The following is a 17,170-nucleotide window of genomic DNA, read 5'->3' as shown; positions in this document are numbered from 1 at the left end:
GCGGCAGGCGGGAACAATTACCTTTTCTCGCCTGTGATATCGTATCCGTAGTACTGAAAATTGACGGCCCGGTACTTGCCCGCTTCGGCATCAAATTTAAAATCGACACTGCCGTCCAGGCTGCTGAACTCGGTAGCGGATTTGGGCTTCAGGTACATGCGCAGTCCCGCTCCCGGTACCCGCAGATAGAGGAAATTATCCTTCTTTTCCACAAAAATATCGGCCTGGAAGGCAGCGATGTGGTAGGTACCCGTAATATCGGCGGGGATACTGAAATCGGCGTACTGCTGCCGGAGACTGGGATAAATATTATCAAGTGGCTTTGCGTCCGGAATGCCGTTGCCAACCGTAATATCCGTTACTTCCTTCTTTCTCGGGATTTTCATCTGGTAGGTACGATCGGCTTTCCAGGCACCGGCGCCGGCGGTTATTTCTTCGGTGCTACCGTCCTGGTATTTTACATTGACCACGATCGGAACGGGGCGATTGCCGTTATTTTTAATACTCAGTTTACCGTTCTTATAGGACGTCAGTTCCACATCCACGGTGCCGAATTCGAAAAACCAGGGCTTCCAGAACCAGGAAAGATCCTGCCCGGAAACATTCTCGAAGGTATAGAAGAAGTCGTAGGGTGTCGGTGATTTTTTCGCCCAGCGCCGGATGTATTCCCGGTAGCAACGCAGGAACACTTCCTCGCCCAGATGATGGTGCAGGGTGGTGTAGAGGAAGGCCGGCAGCGGATAGGCCGAGTAGCCGTAGTTGGTGCCGTCGGTAAACTGCGTGGAAGTGATCAATGGCAGATCACTGATGGTACCGAGCGTACTGACCACGCCGCCACTGACGTCACCGAACAGCAGGCCCTGATCTTCCTGGAAATACCGTTTGACCACATAGGAAGTATTGAAATCAGCCCATCCTTCATCCATCCAGGCGTAGCGTTTTTCGTTGGTCCGCACGTACATGGGAAAGTAGGTATGGAACATCTCGTGGACGGTAACGCCGAGCCCCGGACCGCCGTTATTGGCCATCATCGGGGTTTCCATACCGCCACCGCCGCGGATGGAGGAAACAAAGGTGGTAAATTCCGGATAGGGATAGGGAATGCCGGGCATGCTCTCCGAGAAATATTTCATGGTTTTCTGCTGGTTCGGCGTCACCATTTTACAGGCTTCCGCTCCATCGGCGGGATAAAAGGAACTGATCAGTACCTGCCGGCCGTCTACTTCCTGACTGGCGGCATCCCAACTAAAATGATCGCTGAGCGCGAAGGAGAAATCGGATACTTCTTCGGCCTTGTAATGCCAGGTGCCGGAGCGGTGGTGAAAATCACCGGCTACGTCTTCCGGGCTCACGATCACAACCGGATCCGTGCTGGTCTTGGCCTGCTGGTAACGTTCGTAACTGTCCTCGGCCAGTACCTCCCCGGCGTTTTGCAGTACTCCCGTAGACAAAACTGTAAAGTTGTCCGGTACGGTGATGCGGACATCGTAATTGCCGAGGTTATTATAGAATTCCGCCGAGAAATCATAAGTCAGATCATCCCAGCCGAATACATCGTCGTATACTGCTACCTGGGGATACCAGTAAGCCATAAAGAAACTGGTACTGTCGTAGGCACCGGTGCGGATGGTCGTTTCGGGTACCTGCTGGGCCCAGTCAATGTTCATTTCCAGGCTGGCGCCCGCTGCGAGCGGCTCCTGCAGCTGAATGATGGTATTGGTACCGCTGCGCCGGACCTGCCGGCCGTTCGCCGGATCGTAGTCCGTACCGTCGATCGTAATTTTGGTCAGTTCCACGCCCTGGGTGATGTCGTCGGGACTGACGCGATAGGCCCGGGGATTGGCTTCCCGGAAAAGATCGTGGTACAATCGGATCACAATGCGGTTCAGGGCATCCGGACTATTATTGTAATAAACTACTTTTTCGGATCCCTCCAGTTTCTTTTCCGATGGGGTTACCGCTACGTCGATGTCGTAGTCTACGGTATTCTGCCAGTATTTCTGGCCGGGTTTGCCGTCGTACGAGCGGGTTCCGTTCTCGTAGGCTGCAGCGATCTCACTGGGCATAAAAAAACGGTTCTCCTGAGCGCCGAGCGCCGTCCATTGAACCAGAATAAGTAAAAAGAGTAAGGTGGTAATCGTATGCTTCATGATGGTGGAGTTTTCATGCAAAATAGGAAAATTCAGTTGGCAAATTTGGAAGGTTTGGACCAAAGAACCTAAATTGATGATCTAAAGACAGATTATTTGGACCTTGCAGCAATCATTCGGGAGATCCCGACGGGCTACTCCGAAGTAGTGTACCGGGAGCGTCGCTACAGCCTCACCCGGGAAAACCTGGCCGGAGGCAAAAGCATCAAAGTATTCGCCCGCGAACTGGGCGGCACGGACTTCATCAGTTTCAACTATTATCTGACCAGTGATCATACTTATCTGAAACCCTGCGAAATGCCCGAACGGAAAGTGCTGGATTTCTTATCCCACATGCGTTTTTTGCCTAACGGGAAGGAAGACTAGCAAACCGCCGGAAATAAAAAAATGCCGGAAAGCATAACGGTACAGAATTCTTTTCCCTCCGGAAGGTCCTATCTTTGGGAAAAATAAAAAACAAAACGATGAGTAGTACCGTCCAAACCTTTAGCCATGTAGATTACCTATGGGATGAAAAGAAAGCCGCTGCCCTGGAAGGGGATGAAGTCGGTTTGTTCCTATATCGCTCCAATATTCTGGGTGCTGACCTTCGCATAACCAACTACGGCGGTGGAAACACTTCCTGCAAGACCATTGAAAAAGACCCGCTCACCGGTGAAGATACCGAAGTGATGTGGATCAAGGGCTCCGGTGGCGACATCGGCACGCTCACCCGCAAGGGCGTAGCGGCTCTGCACGTGAACAAGCTGCACGATCTGAAAAACCGTTACCGGGGGATCGAGCACGAGGACGAAATGGTGGCCCTGCAGTTGCACACCCTCTATGATCTGGATAGCGCGGCTCCGTCCATTGATACGCCTTTACACGGCCTGTTGCCGTTCAAACATATTGACCACCTGCACCCGGATGCCCTGATCGCAATCGCCGCCGCTAAGGACAGCGAAGCGGTTACCAAAGAGATCTGGGGCGATACCATGGGTTGGGTGCCCTGGCAGCGTCCGGGCTTTGACCTGGGGCTGCAACTGGAAAAATGTCTAAATGAAAATCCGGGTATTCGGGGCATCGTGCTCGGTAGCCACGGTCTGTTCACCTGGGGCGACACTGCCTACGAATGCTACATGAACAGCCTGCAGGTGATCGAAACGGCCGCTCAGTACATCGAAGATAAGATGGCAGAAGGTGGACCGGTATTCGGCGGTCAGAAGATCGAAAGCCTGGGCGGCGCTGCCCGCAAGGATCAGGCGGCATTGCTGGCGCCGGTACTGCGTGGGCTGTGTTCCAGCCACGCCCGGATGGTCGGCCATTTTACCGACGATGAGCGCGTGTTGCAGTTCATCAACAGCAACGACCTCTCCAAACTCGCTCCGCTCGGTACGTCCTGTCCGGATCACTTCCTGCGGACCAAGATCCAGCCGCTGGTACTGAACATTGCTCCCGACGCGGATCTGTCCGATCCCGATAAAGTGAAAGAACAGATCGAACCGGCTTTTGCCCAGTACCGCAAGGAATACGCCGAATACTACGAGACCTGCAAACACCCGAACAGCCCGGCTATGCGCGATCCCAACCCGGTAGTGATCCTTTATCCGGGAGTGGGCATGTTCACCTTCTCCAAGAACAAACAGACGGCTCGGGTATCGGCCGAATTTTACATCAACGCCATCAATGTGATGCGCGGTGCGGAGGCCATCTCCGAATATACCGCCCTGCCGCGGCAGGAGGCCTTCAATATCGAATACTGGCTGCTGGAAGAAGCAAAACTGCAGCGGATGCCGAAAGAGAAACCACTGTCTCGCCGGGTAGCCATCATCACCGGCGCGGGAGGGGGTATTGGTAAAGCGATCGCCGACAAACTGGCGGCGGAAGGCGCCTGTGTAGTGTTGACCGACATTGCCGAAGACCGCCTGCAGGAAGCCGACGCAACTTTCGGACGGGACGTTTCCGCCTACGCCGTTTGTGACGTGACGGATGCGGAATCCGTAGCGAGCGCCTTTGCCAAGGCCTGCCTGGCTTTCGGTGGGGTAGATATCGTGGTGCACAGCGCCGGTCTGGCCATCTCCAAGCCGATTGAATCCACCACACTGAAGGACTGGGACATTCTGCAAAATGTACTGGTGAAGGGACAATTCCTGATGAGTCAGGCCGGAGTGGCCGTCATGCGCAAGCAGGGCATCGGCGGGGATATCATCAATATCGCCAGTAAGAACGGTCTGGTAGCCGGTCCGAACAACATCGGCTACGGTACGGCCAAAGCGGCCCAGCAACACATGACCCGTTTGCTGGCGGCCGAAGTGGCTGCGGACAAGATACGGGTGAATACCGTCAATCCGGACGGTGTGATCGTGGGCAGTAAGATTTGGGAAGGCGAATGGGCCGAAGGACGCGCCAAAGCTTACGGGATCACCGTGGAGGAACTGCCGGCATTCTACGCCAAGCGCAACCTGCTCAACGAGATCATCTATCCGGACGATATCGCCAACGGCGTTTTCGCTTTTGTCGGTATCCTGGATAAAAGTACCGGAAATACGCTGAATGTTGACGGAGGTATGGCGACTGCCTTTGTACGATAATAAATTCCATACCGGGCCGGCGGGCGTACTACTCCGCCGGCCCCGGTAATACACGCCTACTTTTTACAATCCTGTAACGGTCCTGGAATAAGGGATGCCGTATGTCCCGTTTTTCAGCCCCTTTTTTAAAACGAGCAAGATGAAGATCCAACAACAAGATATAGCAAAGCAACACGAACAGTTGCAACAGGAACACCGGGAAGCTTTTGCCTTCCAGCAATTGCAACTGGACAAAAAAGACATCGATACCGATGCCCTGATCCAGAAGATCGGCGCATTTCAGGTCGCTATCCCATCCTGGGCACTCGGTACCGGCGGCACCCGTTTCGGTCGCTTCCCCGGCGGCGGCGAACCCCGCAGTCTGGAGGAAAAGATCGAGGACGTGGGCATGCTGCACGCCCTCAACCGGGCCAGCGGGGCCATTTCCCTGCACATTCCCTGGGATATTCCCAAAGATGCTCAGGCCATCAAGCAACTGGCCGATTCGCTGGACCTGCGTTTCGATGCGGTCAATTCCAATACCTTCCAGGATCAGGCCGATCAGAAACTGTCCTACAAATTCGGTAGTCTGCAGCATGTGGACAAGTCCGTCCGGGAGCAGGCGATCGCTCACAATATTGACGTGATCAAATACGGCGAAGCGCTGGGATCGGATGCCATCACGGTCTGGCTATCCGATGGTTCCAGCTTTCCGGGGCAACTGAATTTCCGCCGGGCATTCCAGAATACCTACGAAAGTCTGCAGGAGATCTATGGAGCTTTGCCTGAACAGTGGAAAATGTTCGTGGAGTACAAAGCATTCGAACCCAATTTCTATTCCATGACGGTCGGCGACTGGGGTCAGTCCCTGCTGTACGCCAACAAACTCGGTGATCAGGCCTACACCCTGGTCGATCTCGGTCACCATTTGCCGAACGCCAATATCGAGCAGATCGTGGCGCTCCTGTTGATGGAAGGCAAACTCGGCGGTTTCCACTTCAACGACAGCAAATACGGCGACGACGATCTAACGGTGGGCTGCATCAAACCCTACCAGTTGTTCCTGATCTTCAACGAGTTGATCGAAGGCATGGACGCCCGCGGCATGGATCATACCACCGACTTGGGCTGGATGATTGATGCTTCTCATAACGTCAAAGATCCACTGGAAGATCTCTTACAATCCGTAGAGGCCATCCTGATCGCCTACGCGCAGGCGCTGCTGGTGGACCGCAAAGCGCTGAATGAAGCCCAACTAAGCAACGATACCGTTAGCTGCCAGGAGATCCTGCAGGACGCCTACCGCACGGATGTGCGCGCCCTGGTGGCCGAAGCCCGGCATCGCAACGGTGGAGCGCTGCAACCGCTCAAATTGTTCCGGGATCTGGAGGTGCGCAACAGCCTGATCCGGGAAAGAGGTTCCAAAACGGTAGCAACGGGTTTGTAATATGAAGGTGACGGCAATTTTTGATATTGGTAAAACCAACAAGAAATTTTTTCTTTTTGATCAGGACCGTAAAGAAGTCTTCCAGGAATACAGTCGCTTTACGGAAGTAGAGGATGACGATGGTTTCCCCGCGGATGATTTGCACGCCATCAAGGACTGGGTGCAGGGCCTGTTCAAACGGATCCTGGAAAGTGAGCAGTACGATATCCGGGATATCAATTTCTCCACCTACGGGGCCAGCTTTGTACACGTGGATCAGTACGGCAATCCGGTGGCTCCGCTGTACAATTACCTGAAACCTTATCCGGAGGAACTCCTGAAGTCGTTTCACGAGAAGTACGGAGATGCGTTGACCATCGCGCAGGAAACGGCTTCCCCGGCACTCGGCATGCTCAACTCGGGCCTGCAGCTCTACTGGCTGAAATACGCCAAGCCGGAAGTTTTTGCCCGCATCCGCTGGTCGCTACATTTACCGCAGTACATCAGCTTCCTGTTTACGGGGATTCCGGTGAGTGATTATACGAGTATCGGCTGCCATACCAGCCTTTGGAACTACGAAAAGGGGGATTATCACGATTGGGTATACGCCGAAGGTATCAACAAGATCCTGCCGCCGGTAGTGGCGACCAATACCAGCATCAACATGGATTACGAGGGCAAGCACATGAAGATCGGAACGGGTATTCACGACAGCTCTTCGGCATTGCTGCCCTACATCCTGGCGGATTCCAAACCTTTCCTGCTGTTATCCACCGGTACCTGGAGCATCGCGCTCAATCCCTTCAGCGAAGAGATCCTGTCGGAAGCGGACCTGCAGCAGGATTGTCTCAACTACATGCGTATTGACGGCAATCCCGTGAAAGCCTCTCGCCTCTTCCTGGGCAATGAATACAAATTGCAGGCGGAAAAACTGTGCGAGCATTTCGGCAAGCCCTACGGGGCGCACAAGGTGGTAACCTTTGATCCGGAGATCTACCGGAAGCTGTCCGAAAAGGAGACCCATTATTACCATCTGGAAAGTATCAACATCCCCCGGGATCAGCCGGCGGAGAACCGCTACGATGCCTTTGCTTCCTTCGAGGAAGCCTACCATCAATTGATGCTGGAACTGGTGGAACTGCAGATCGCCTCCGCTAAACTCGCGATCGGTACCACGCCGGTCCGCAAGATCTACATCGACGGCGGCTTTGCGGATAATGAGATCTTCGTCCACCTACTGTCCATGGCCTTTCCGGGCTACAAGCTCCGGACGACCAAATCGCCGTTGGGTTCCGCGCTGGGAGCGGCGATCGTGATCTCGGATAAAAAGGTAGGACGGAAGTTTTTGAAAAAACACTATACGATGCGTAAGCATACGCCGCTGGTGCTGGGGTAGGATGGTTTGATTTTCAATGGCAATTGCAATGGCAAATTCAATACTTCAAAATCAGCCGGAAAGATAAATTTTGAAGTGTAATCTTGCCTTTGCCTTTTTATTGGAATTGATATTGACCTCACGATTGAATAAAATGCCACGGCAATTCTTTGGAAGTATAAAGATCTGATTTCCCGTAAATTGCAGGGGATTTTTCCTCGCCGGCACGGGCTAGGGAGTATACATAAATTTACACCATATGATTTTGAACCACTTTAGCACAACCTAAGTACACCCAAGAAGGCATTTTTTAGTCCTGCCGGACGGTATGTGTTTATTTTCACCGCAAAGTCGCCAAGGCGCTAAGTTTTTGTGAATTTGCCGGAGGCAAATTCACAATACTTCGCGTTCTCAAATTTAGAGGCCGCGAAGTGCTTCGGAAAATTTGCCCCCGGCAAATTTAACCGAAAAAAGTAGCTCTAGATCTTTGCGGCTTGGCGACTTTGCGGTGATTTTTCTATGTCTTTTGGCGCTAGTCTACACTGGGGGAAAAAATTCCTGGAAATTAAATTTAAACTACCCTCAACCCCCAGCCATCAATTTTAAGTTGACCATCCGAAGAATCTTACCGGTTCCCATCAGGCGGGATCCTTCAGAAAATTCAAACCTCATACCCTCCCGCAATTTTCCGGCAAAATAATCTTTCGCCAGGATTTCGATCTCAGCGTAGACCCGATCACCGGGGTACACCACCGTTCGGTTGATGAAGGTTTGCTGGCCGGACGTCAGCATGTCGTCTACCGGAAAGCGGATATGGGGGCGATAACCGGATCGGACCGGGCGCTGTCGGCCACCTTCCTCCGTGGTCCGGTACCGGAGTTCGGCAATGAAATCCGAGCGGTTTTGATCGGCTTCGTATTTAAAGCCGTGAAAGTATTCCCAGGCAAAGCCTTCGATCTCTCCGCCGGTCAGTTCCCGCTGCTCCTCATCCAATAGGGTATAGGCTTCCTGCCGGTTACCGATTTGGGCTTCCCCGTCCAGGCCCAGGAGTACGGTGTAAAAAGCGTCGTCCAATACGGTCAGTAAGAGTTCTCGTAGTCGTTCGGTGCCGACTTCGTCCAATTGCATGTTCCTGATCAGGGAGGCGACCTGGGTGTTACCGCCGGGCGCAAAGTACAGGTCAATGAGGGACTGCCTTTCCAGGTAAAAACATTTGACAAATTCTTCCGGTGTCATGAGAATAGCTATTTTGGAGGCGTGCTTCCAGGATGGGCACGAAAAACCCTACAAATATGTCGAAAACCAGCTACATTTTTTATTGCTTTTTTCTGATCCAATTCCTGAGTTGCCGCATGCCGGCGCAGCCCACCACTACGCTCGGTTTTGAGGTCCGGGTAGCGGACGATCTGCAGGCCGATTTTCCGGAAGACGGGCGGGTTTTCATTTTTTTGAATAACAGCAATCGGCGTTCTTTGATCACCTCCTGGCCCTCTCCCGGGCTGCAGGTCTTCGCGCGGAATGTGGAAGACTGGACGGGTGCGGAACCACTGCTGCTGGATGACACCCAGGTGTGGACCCAGAAGGCGGATTTCATACTAAGCGGCGTACCGGAAGGTATCTGGTACGTACAGGTGGTTTGGGATCACGATCGGGAAGAATCGCGGATCGGGGCCACGGGCAATATGTACAGCCCGGTGACCCGGATTGAAGTGGGCGATACAGATGTATTCGAGATCGAGCTGTCGGAACAATTCGGGCCGTTGGAAGTGGTGGATCATAAATTCGTGCGGGAAGTGGATCAGGTCAGCGAGTCGCTTTCGCAATTCTGGGATAAAGAAGTACACGTGAAAGCATCGGTCCTCCTGCCGGCCAGTTGGTACGATGAACCCGACCGGAAGTATCCGGTACGCTACAACATCGCCGGATACGGCGGCCGTTACACCCGGGTGAATCGCCTGGTTAACAGTGAGGAATTCTTCGACTGGTGGATGTCGGATGATGCTCCCCAGATGATCCAGGTCTTCCTGGACGGAGAGGGCCCTTTCGGCGACAGTTACCAGATGGATTCGGATAATAGCGGTCCGTACGGGACTAATCTGGTGGAAGAACTGATCCCGCTGATCGAGCGGGATTTTCGCGGTCTCGGTACGCCGGAATCTCGTTTTGTGGACGGCTGTTCCACCGGTGGTTGGGTTTCGCTGGCGCTGCAATTGTACTATCCGGACTTTTTCAACGGGGTCTGGTCTTACAGTCCGGACGCTATCGAATTTGAGAATTATCAGTTGGTGAATATTTACAAAGATGAGAATGAATACGTCAACGAATGGGGCAATCTGCGCCCGCTGGCCCGGGACATCTACGGTGATCCGCGGATGACGGTCAAGGATTTTCTGCAGTTTGAGAATGTACTTGGCTGGTCGGATACCTACGTCACTTCCGGTAGCCAGTTCAGTGCGCATACGGCCCTGTACAGTCCGAAAGGTGCGGACGGCCTACCGGCCCCGATGTTCGATCCGCATACCGGCGTGATTGACCGGGAAGTGGCCGAGCACTGGAAGAAATATGACATGAAGATCCTGCTGCAGGAAAATTGGCCCGAGCTGGGTCCCAAGCTCCAGGGAAAGATCTACATCTGGATGGGGGATATGGATAACTTTTACCTCAATCCCGCTACCCGGGCTTTTGACGATTTCATCCAGCGAACGACTAACCCGAAGTCTGATGCCACCATCGTCTTTGAACCGATGCAGGGGCACTGCGCGGGTTTCGATCACCGGGAAATACTGGAGATGATGTGGGCGAAGTGGGAAGGGAAGGAGTAGGTTGATTATCTGTAAGTGATCCTACCAGCAGCACTCGATTAAGGCGATCGAACCATTTGTCCATAAAAAGGTGGCCAACGAAAGTAAGATCCAGATCAATAGGAGTCGCGAATCAGGGGGTAAAAGTCCTGTAGGGACGAAATCCGGGTAGCCTTTCCAATATTCGAAAGGTGCAGTGTGCCGTAGGTACGCAATATGGTTTTACATGGCGTACCTACGGCACGCTAAGCTGGGAAACGGTCATTTTGCTACCTACATTTCGTGCCTAAAGGCACATTGCATCCAAATTTGTCCCTGATTCACATGAGTTGTCTCAGATTTCCACAGGATACCCAAATGACTAACAGAACTCGATTTAGGTAATCGCACCATCAATTCCATCAAAAGGCGTCTGATGAAAGCGGGCTCGAGATCAATATGAAGCGAATTAGGGTTTAAAAGTCCTGTAGGGACGAAATCTGGGTAGCCTTTCCAATATTCGATAGGTGCAGCGTGCGGTAGGTACGCAATATGGTTTTACATGGCGTACCTACGGCACGCTAAGCCGGGAAACGGTCATTTTTGCTGCCTACATTTCGTGCCTAAAGGCACATTCCATCCAAATTTATCCCTGATTCACCTAAGTTGTCTCAGATTTCCACAGGATACCCAAATGACTAACAGAACTCGATTTAGGTAATCGCACCATCAATTCCATCAAAAGGCGTCTGATGAAAGCGGGCTCGAGATCAATATGAAGCGAATTAGGGTTTAAAAGTCCTGTAGGGACGAAATCCGGGTAGCCTTTCCAATATTCGATAGGTGCAGCGTGCCGTAGGTACGCAATATGGATTTACATGGCGTACCTACGGCACGCTAAGCCAGGAAACGGTCATTTTGCTACCTACATTTCGTGCCTAAAGGCACATTCCTTCCAAATTTATTCCTGATTCACATGAGTTGTCTCAGGTTTTCATAGATACCCCAAAGACTAACAGCAATCGATTTAGGTAATCGAACCATCAATTCCATCAAAAGACGTCTAATGAAAGCGGGATCGAGATCAATATGAGTCGCGAATCAAGGGGGTAAAAGTCCTGTAGGGACGAAATCCGGGTAGCCTTTCCAATATTCGATAGGTTCAGCGTGCCGTAGGTACGCAATATGGTTTTACATGGCGTACCTACAGCACGCTAAGCTGGGAAACGGTCATTTTGCACCTACATTTCGTGCCTAAAGGCACATTCCTTCCAAATTTGTGCCTGATTCACATGAGTTGTCGCTGATTTTCACAGGGTACCCAAATGACCTCGGAAAGGTTAAATATGCGTTGGAAATGGACGAAAGGTTAGTTTTGACCTCAGAGAAGTCATACATTTTTCTAAGCAGGGTGTCTGAGTAAACTCTTGGAGGTCGGTAAAAAGTGATCGGGGCTATACTGCACAACGTCAGGTTTTGTGCATTTAATATTCCTCCTCCGCCCTGCCCGTAAGGGCCCGTTCTGGGCGGGCACCTCCTCCCGAGGAGGATAGCACCTTGCTTAATGGATGGTTGTGATCCACCCCGATACGGGCCGTATGGCTGGGGGAACTGGCCGAAGGTCGAGGGGGATCTTCATTTGCACAAAATCACATGTTGTCAAGTATAATAATGAAAAAATAGAATAACACGGGCAGACCGGGAGCCAAGATTTACAACTCTGATCGAGATCAAGCTTTTGAATACCCGGTAAACTGTACCCAATCCTAATCCATCGAATATTAATCACTTGATCTTTAACGGAGACATCCAACATCAACACATTAACACCCCAAAACTTAAACACACTTTTTGCCCGATCCACCTCACTTTCCCATAGCGTGCTTTTGAAAAAAAGCCACCATCTGATCATAATACGGCTCGATCATCACACCCGGCCCGTGTTTACCACCCTCGACGATCACCAGTTCACTCGGGGCCTGTCGACGTTGTATTTGATCGTGTAGTTTTTCGCTCTGGCAAAGCGGCACCAGCGGATCCTGATCCCCGTGGAAAATTAGAAAAGGCGGCGGGTTGGCGGTTGCGTAATGGATCGGATTCGCCAGGAGGCATTTCAGTGGGTTTTCCTGGATAGGGCCGCCGATAAGCGAGGATTCCGGAGATTTGGGTTTATCGTGGGAAAAGGAGCTGCCGCAGGTATCCATGATCAAAAAATCCGTGGGGCCATACCAGTCTACTACGGCATCCACCTGGCTGTCGGTATCGGTGAATTTCCCGAGGCTGCCTTCAATATTTACCGTTTCCCCTTCTGTGCTTACGCTATCAATGCCGTTCGTATTGCCCGTCAGCGCCGACAAGTGACCACCGGAGGACCAGCCGGTAATGCCGATAAAAGCGGGATCCAGATCAAATGATGGGGCATTGGCCCGGACGAAACGCACGGCCGCCTTCACATCCTGGATCTGGGCCGGGAACAAGGCGTCGCTGCTGGCCCGGTGATTGATACTGACAACGGCAAAACCACCCGCCAGCAGTTTTTGACCCAGCCCGGTAGAAAAGGTAGTGGCTTTGGAATTATTGGAAAACCAGGCACTACCGTAGACTGAAATAACGATGGGAAAAGGCCCCTCACCTTCGGCGGGGAGGTGAATATCCAGTCGGTGACCGATGTGCCGGTCGCCGACATAGTCGATGTCCAGCCAGGCCCGGGACGATTCAATGGCCATTCTTTGGTATTGATCCTGTGCGCTTAGCCCCGTACCCAGGGCCAGGCAAAAAAGTAAAAGAACGAGATCTCGCATGTTGCTTGCTTTTTGACACATGGAAAATTAACCAAACAAAATCATTTAGCCGATTTTCCGCTTTAAATATCCCGCCAAAACTCTAACGTACCAGCGTTAGATCGCCCCGCATCACCTGTTCTTCCCCGAGGCTGCCCAGGCGGAAGACGATGTGGTAGAGGTATACATCACTCGGTGCCGGTTGGCCCTGGTAGTTGCCGTCCCAGCCCTGATTGTCGTTACTCTGGAATACGGTTTTCCCCCAGCGATTGTAAACGGTAAACTGGCTGATCGTGATCATCGGCGTATTGTAATACACCCGGAACACATCATTGATGCCGTCGTTATTCGGGGTGAACGCATTCGGGATCTGCACCCGGCCTTTCTGAATGATCAGCGTGATGCCTGTGCTCAGGAAGCAGCCGTCTTCCGTCATGACGGTTAGTGAGACGGGCAGAGTGACGAAATCTTCGTTCGCTCCGAGCTCCGGCGCGATGCTGCTTAGTTCCCCAGTATTGGTGATCTGGATGTCGTCTCCGATCAGCCATTCGTATTCCGCAAAAGACATGCCGTCGGCGGTGGCTGTCAGGGTAAAGGGCTCACCGGCAAAAACGGTATCTCCCGGACTACTCTGGATGTTGAGTTGGATATTGGGCGGTTCGATGGCGGTAAAACTGGCGGATACGCTGCTCTCACAGTCCATTTCGGTTACTGTCAGGGAAATACTGCTGGTACCCAGCGGGGGCGTAACCACGGGATTGGGACAATCCGTACAGGAAAGCCCGGGGAAAGCCGACCAGCTCAGGGGACCGTTACCGGCGTAAACGGCCTGCAATTGCACGCTTTCACCGACACAGACCGTGGTATCCGCGGGCAGGATCGCAAGATCCGGCGGCGGGAATACAGGGATCAGTATGGCCTGGGTGTCGATACAGGCATTATTGGCGGTAATGCGCTGGTAATAGAAAGTATCCTGCAGCGTGACTACCATATTATAGAGTGAATCTCCCGTTTCGTAGCCTAAGCCGAACAACCAGCGGTTGGTCAGCTCGGGGTAAATGGCCGGCTCGTAAATAGGGGAGGAGAGAACAATGGTCTCCCCCTGACAGTAGAGTTCTTTTTCAACATCCGCCGTGATCGATAGCTCTGCGGGCAGGGAATCCACCTGTACCCGCACCGAATCGTAGACCCGACAGATACCCACTTCAAAAGTGGTGTAATAAGTCGTTGTCCGTTGCGGCTGTACGCTTATCTGCCCGACATCCGATCGTAGAAGGCTACCGTCACTGGCGGTCCAGACGACATTCTCGGGACTGCCAGTGGTTGTCATCGCATTCAGCTGAACAGCATCGCCGAGACAGAGATAAGTGGTATCCGCTTCCAGAATATCTACATTGGCGGGCAATACGTCGATCCGGACCGATCGGCTGTCCTGGCAACCGCCGTTTTCGCTGACGGCTAACAGGGTGTAGGTGGTCGTTTCGGCCGGACGTGCTTCGGGAGTCGGACTGCCCGGATCGTCGAGGCCGGCGACCGGGCTCCACTGGTATACTACGTTCAGCCCGCTGGTATCGAAAGGCGTTACGACCAGATCCAGACTGGTATTCTGGCATATGGTGGTATCGCTGCGTAATTCGGGTATGGCAAACTGATCCACATCAATCCGGATCGTATCCGTGATCACGCAGCCTTCTGCGCTTACCCGGGCGACATAATCTGTTGAAAATTCTGGTTTGGCGATGGTGACCGTAGTCGTATCATTACTTACCGAGGCTGCCGGCAGCCATCGCAAATTGGAGCTGCCGATATTATTCACCGCTTCCAGCCGAACGCTGTCTCCCTGACAGATGGCCGTCGGATCGAGCGCCTCGATGTCCAGTTCAACATTCAGTAAGCTGACAAACACAGAATCGCGATCGCGACAAAAAGTTCCGACCTGTCCTTCAACGGTAATCCAGCCGGAGCCTATGGGGGTGAAGGTTTGCTCGGCATCTTCGGGGTTCTCAAAAATACCGGCGGGCGTCCAGAAATAATCGGCGGCCCCGGTGGCAATCAGTTGTAGCGTACTGTCGCGGCACTGCAGGATCGAGTCGCCCGTAGCTTGGATCTGTACGTCTAGTTCATCCTGAATATCGATCGTAATGGTGGTATAGGTCACCTCCCCGCAGCCGAAGTTATTGGTCAGGGAAAGTTCGATGGTCTCGGTTCCCTCCACCGCACCGTCGGTGATGGCGCTGATGGGAAATCCGATACTGGTCTGCCCCGGCAGGAAGGTGATGGTAGCGGGGGCATCCAGCGTGTAATCGGTACCCAGGGTAGCGGTGCCTTCGATCCGGAGCTGGTAAGAAACGGTATCCCGCAACGGGCTGTTCAGGCCCACGTACAGCGTATCGCTCACCGTGGTGCATTCTTCGATCAGAAAGTCGATCCCGGATTGGTAAGCGACCCGAAAACTGGGGGCGCCACCGCGCAATTCGGAAATGAATACGCCGGAATCGTAGGCAAAATCCCGCCGGTCGGCGATCGCCAGTTTGAGGTGATAGGTCTGGCAGGGTTCCACCTGGGCCCGGGCGGTCAGACTTTTCTTAACCCCAAAGAAATCGGCGATCATGCCGTCGTATTCCAGGCTGCGGCCCAGTTCGTTATTCCGAAAATACTGCCAGTTCTCCAGATGGCTGACACTATTGATCTGCACCGGAGTATCCGTACCGGGCAGTACGGCTATATTTTGTTGGTTGCCGATATTAGGGTCCCCCTCGATGCCCGGCCCCGAAATGAAGAAGGCAAATATGTCATTAAACTCGGTATTGACGAATTCCGGATACTCTTCCGAGGCAAAGATGTACTCAAAGGTGAGTTCGTTGGTGGCGGCAAAGACATCCAGTTCCACGATACAGGCATCCCCGGAAAGGCTGCCTTCGCCCTGGATCTCGGACAGGTAATCCAGGTCTTTATCCCCCGCGGTGCCGTGTTCAAATCCGGCATCCACTATGGTATTCGGGCCCGGAGCGATATTGATATCCCCGGTAGTGAGGAGCAGGCCGCGTTCCAGCCCGAGGTTGGTGCTGTCGCCGGCCAGGAAGGTCCCGTAGGCATTCTGATTGCAGTTGATATCCGTAATATTCACTACCGTCTGTGGCGTGGAAATGAAATCCACGATCTGGTCGTTGGAAATATTGCCGGCCACACTAATGGGCTTGTCCGTTTTGCAGGGTGTCAGCGAACAACTCCAGGAACCGGCGAATCCCTCCATCGTAACGGCATTATTACTCCGGAAACGTACCGTGATACAGTCACTGGCCGATTGGATGTCAAAGCACACCCCACCGCCGGGTTCCAGTTCAAACCCGCCGAACTGAGCAATGATATTGGTAAAACTTGGCGTGCTGCCGTCGTAAAATATGAGCTGATCTCCTTCCGAAGGATCAATGTTGTAGTATTCCAGGTTGAAGTTAATGCACTCGTGGGGTTCATCCGGGCAGATGGTGAAGGTGTAATCCTCATCGTTCTGGTAATTGCCGTCCGCGCCACCGGAGTCGAACAGCCGGCCGGAGCAGGCGGTGCTGCCTCCCTGGTCGATGGTATTGCTGGGCAACAGTTCTTCCACGCAAAGTTGAAAAGTGCCGGCCTGCCCGGAGGGCGCGTGGTCCACGCGGATAAAGTAAGTGATATTGGGGGTCAGGCCGATCGCGTTCAGGGTAAGATCGGAACTGCCTTCCTCGGCCGTGCCGCAAAGCAACTGGGCGAGCCCGTTCTCCTCACAGCCGCCGCGGTAGACGGCAATTTGGGGCTGGACGATCCCGTTGGCACCCTGTTCCGAACCGGTCACATTAATTACGTAGTTGAAAACCGTATCGGAGGTGGTAAAGGAAAACCAGACATCGCTGGTAACGGTACTGTCGGCAAAGCAGCTCGGGATGTTCCCGAATCCGATATCGCTCGGACCGGCACCCCGGTTATCGTATACGGTATTGTTGCAGGCCGGTGCCAGGCCCAGGTCGATCAGACCATCGCAATCATCATTTACTACATCAGATTGTGCCGGGAGCAGGCTACACAATAATAGAAGAGCGCTGGTACCAAGTATTCTGAACATACTTATTTTTGTTG

At 52.9% G+C, this 17,170-nt stretch carries 9 protein-coding genes; 5 read left to right on the top strand and 4 right to left on the bottom strand.

The genetic code is table 11. From position 1 onward, the window contains the following. Nucleotides 1-17 precede the first annotated feature (17 nt). Nucleotides 18-2,150: a M1 family metallopeptidase gene (locus tag CRP01_RS13820; RefSeq protein ID WP_099150641.1), complete on the bottom strand. Its 2,133-nt coding sequence runs from the start codon at nt 2,148-2,150 to the stop codon at nt 18-20. A 96-nt stretch (nt 2,151-2,246) separates the two neighbouring features. On the opposite strand from CRP01_RS13820, the gene CRP01_RS13815 reads away from it, so the two are divergent. From CRP01_RS13815 to CRP01_RS13800, 4 genes are all read left to right on the top strand, one after another. After that, a complete protein-coding gene (locus tag CRP01_RS13815; RefSeq protein WP_099150640.1) occupies nt 2,247-2,516 on the top strand; it encodes a peptide methionine sulfoxide reductase in 270 nt (89 codons plus the stop codon). A gap of 98 nt (nt 2,517-2,614) precedes the next feature. Beyond that, on the top strand, nt 2,615-4,720 hold the full coding sequence (locus tag CRP01_RS13810; RefSeq protein ID WP_099150639.1) for a bifunctional aldolase/short-chain dehydrogenase: 2,106 nt from the start codon (nt 2,615-2,617) through the stop codon (nt 4,718-4,720). A 139-nt stretch (nt 4,721-4,859) separates the two neighbouring features. Then, nucleotides 4,860-6,146 carry a TIM barrel protein gene (locus CRP01_RS13805; RefSeq protein ID WP_099150638.1) on the top strand — a complete coding sequence of 429 codons (1,287 nt, stop codon included), beginning with the start codon at nt 4,860-4,862 and terminating at the stop codon, nt 6,144-6,146. Between the two features lies 1 nt (nt 6,147). Further along, the gene (locus tag CRP01_RS13800) at nt 6,148-7,521 is read left to right on the top strand and encodes an FGGY-family carbohydrate kinase (protein ID WP_099150637.1); all 1,374 of its coding nucleotides are present in this window, start codon (nt 6,148-6,150) and stop codon (nt 7,519-7,521) included. Between the two features lie 561 nt (nt 7,522-8,082). Here CRP01_RS13800 and CRP01_RS13795 read toward each other — a convergent pair. Further along, the gene (locus CRP01_RS13795; protein ID WP_099150636.1) at nt 8,083-8,736 is read right to left on the bottom strand and encodes a hypothetical protein; all 654 of its coding nucleotides are present in this window, start codon (nt 8,734-8,736) and stop codon (nt 8,083-8,085) included. A gap of 56 nt (nt 8,737-8,792) precedes the next feature. On the opposite strand from CRP01_RS13795, the gene CRP01_RS13790 reads away from it, so the two are divergent. Beyond that, on the top strand, nt 8,793-10,322 hold the full coding sequence (locus CRP01_RS13790) for an alpha/beta hydrolase-fold protein (protein ID WP_170110364.1): 1,530 nt from the start codon (nt 8,793-8,795) through the stop codon (nt 10,320-10,322). A 1,823-nt stretch (nt 10,323-12,145) separates the two neighbouring features. On the opposite strand, the gene CRP01_RS13785 is transcribed toward CRP01_RS13790, so the two are convergent. Continuing rightward, nucleotides 12,146-13,081: an alpha/beta hydrolase gene (locus tag CRP01_RS13785; protein WP_099150634.1), complete on the bottom strand. Its 936-nt coding sequence runs from the start codon at nt 13,079-13,081 to the stop codon at nt 12,146-12,148. A gap of 82 nt (nt 13,082-13,163) precedes the next feature. Continuing rightward, a complete protein-coding gene (locus CRP01_RS13780; protein ID WP_099150633.1) occupies nt 13,164-17,156 on the bottom strand; it encodes a choice-of-anchor L domain-containing protein in 3,993 nt (1,330 codons plus the stop codon). Nucleotides 17,157-17,170: the final 14 nt, after the last annotated feature.

The organism is Flavilitoribacter nigricans DSM 23189 = NBRC 102662, from assembly GCF_002646595.1.
Lineage (GTDB): Bacteria > Bacteroidota > Bacteroidia > Chitinophagales > Saprospiraceae > Flavilitoribacter > Flavilitoribacter nigricans.
Note: the sequence above shows the minus strand (reverse complement) of the source record. Positions and strands in the feature narration are given on the sequence as shown.

What these genes read in the sequence shown, in the direction of transcription:
- CRP01_RS13820 (WP_099150641.1), bottom strand. Translation starts at nt 2,150, where the DNA reads ATGAAGCATACGATTACCACCTTACTCTTTTTACTTATTCTGGTTCAA.
- CRP01_RS13810 (WP_099150639.1), top strand. Translation starts at nt 2,615, where the DNA reads ATGAGTAGTACCGTCCAAACCTTTAGCCATGTAGATTACCTATGGGAT.
- CRP01_RS13805 (WP_099150638.1), top strand. Translation starts at nt 4,860, where the DNA reads ATGAAGATCCAACAACAAGATATAGCAAAGCAACACGAACAGTTGCAA.
- CRP01_RS13800 (WP_099150637.1), top strand. Translation starts at nt 6,148, where the DNA reads ATGAAGGTGACGGCAATTTTTGATATTGGTAAAACCAACAAGAAATTT.
- CRP01_RS13795 (WP_099150636.1), bottom strand. Translation starts at nt 8,736, where the DNA reads ATGACACCGGAAGAATTTGTCAAATGTTTTTACCTGGAAAGGCAGTCC.
- CRP01_RS13790 (WP_170110364.1), top strand. Translation starts at nt 8,793, where the DNA reads ATGTCGAAAACCAGCTACATTTTTTATTGCTTTTTTCTGATCCAATTC.
- CRP01_RS13785 (WP_099150634.1), bottom strand. Translation starts at nt 13,081, where the DNA reads ATGCGAGATCTCGTTCTTTTACTTTTTTGCCTGGCCCTGGGTACGGGG.
- CRP01_RS13780 (WP_099150633.1), bottom strand. Translation starts at nt 17,156, where the DNA reads ATGTTCAGAATACTTGGTACCAGCGCTCTTCTATTATTGTGTAGCCTG.